We start from the raw sequence: 1,179 nt of genomic DNA, 5'->3' as shown, positions 1-1,179 counted from the left end.
CATTGTGTGTTGAGATCACACGGATTTTACCCCCCCAAATTAACAAAGCATTCACCGCATCCAAAACAGCGCGCACATCTTGATGAAACGCTGCCTCATCAATCACCACAATGCCCTGTAGTCCACGGATATTTTCAGGACGGCTTGAAAGCGCTTCAATGCGAAACCCCGAAGCAAAGCGTACCCGATAAGCAGAGATATATTTTGTCGACCCATCCTCTTTTTGATCCGGAAATAAAAATTCTTCCACATCCCCACTATGGCTGGTAAGTACTCTCGCAAAATTGCTCACATAGCCAATAAATTCACGCCCCTTTTCTTTGGTGTCGCCAATGTAAAAAACATTATCACCACCAGCCTCAAGCGTTGCCGCCGCAATCAGCGTATCATCTAGAGCCTCAGCAAAAGTAATGCCGGTCCGGCGCCCTTTTTCAACCAACTTTAAGGGAGATTTATCTTCAATCCATGCCCGTTGATGCGCCATCAAAACCCCTTCAGCTAAGGGATCTTTCTCTTTGAGACAAGCACTTGTCTGCCAAAGTTCAAAACCCAACCGATCACCATTCGCCTCACTTTTTAAAGGAGTCTGTTCAAAAGTCTCACACCCTTCAGCCATGTTTTATCCCCAACACCTGCGCACGAATAGCCCGTGCCGTCTCTTCTGAGAGCCCCGCCGCTGCCGCTGCCACCTCAACCGCTTTACTTGCTTTGGAAGCAAAATCCTTTTCCAACTTTTGCCGCCTCGTGGTCGACAAATGTTCAGCTGCCAAAACGCCTTTAAGCGCATTCGCCAATTCTTGTGCCGCTTTTGGCGAAAGGCTTTTCCCACTGCTTAACGTGGAAAAAATAAGCTCTTTAATCGCTGCAGCTGTTAACAGAGTAATATTATCAGAAGCTTTGGCATCAAAGCGCTGTGAAAGGCTTGCTGCTATTTCACGGGTTTGTTCTAAGCGCCGTGACATCACTGCTAAACGCAAAGAATAACGATTAAAACTCGAAAAGGAGGGAATGGAAAAATTGAGACCCGTTTCTTTTTTTAAAGCCTTCAAAGCCGCTTTAAATTCATCATAAATGGCTTTTTGCGTCTTTTCACGCCCATTTAAAGCTTCAGCCGCCTCTGCAATAATTTGATCACAAGCTTGTGGCAATAAATCAATCGCCGTTAAGCGCCCACGCCCG

1 protein-coding gene and 1 pseudogene are annotated in these 1,179 nt (G+C 46.2%); both read right to left on the bottom strand.

Annotated features, from left to right (window positions below; translation table 11 throughout):
* Nucleotides 1-616, bottom strand: a pseudogene (locus ABD915_RS09710) (hypothetical protein); the annotation flags it as partial.
* The coding region (locus ABD915_RS09705) for a phage protein Gp27 family protein (RefSeq protein ID WP_345117750.1) at nt 609-1,179 on the bottom strand (571 nt) is incomplete at its 5' end. The pseudogene ABD915_RS09710 and the gene ABD915_RS09705, both read right to left, overlap by 8 nt.

The sequence above is a fragment of the Bartonella jaculi genome, from assembly GCF_039543045.1.
Classification (GTDB): domain Bacteria; phylum Pseudomonadota; class Alphaproteobacteria; order Rhizobiales; family Rhizobiaceae; genus Bartonella; species Bartonella jaculi.
The sequence above is the reverse complement of the archived record's forward strand: the minus strand, read 5'-3'. Positions and strand labels throughout refer to the sequence as shown.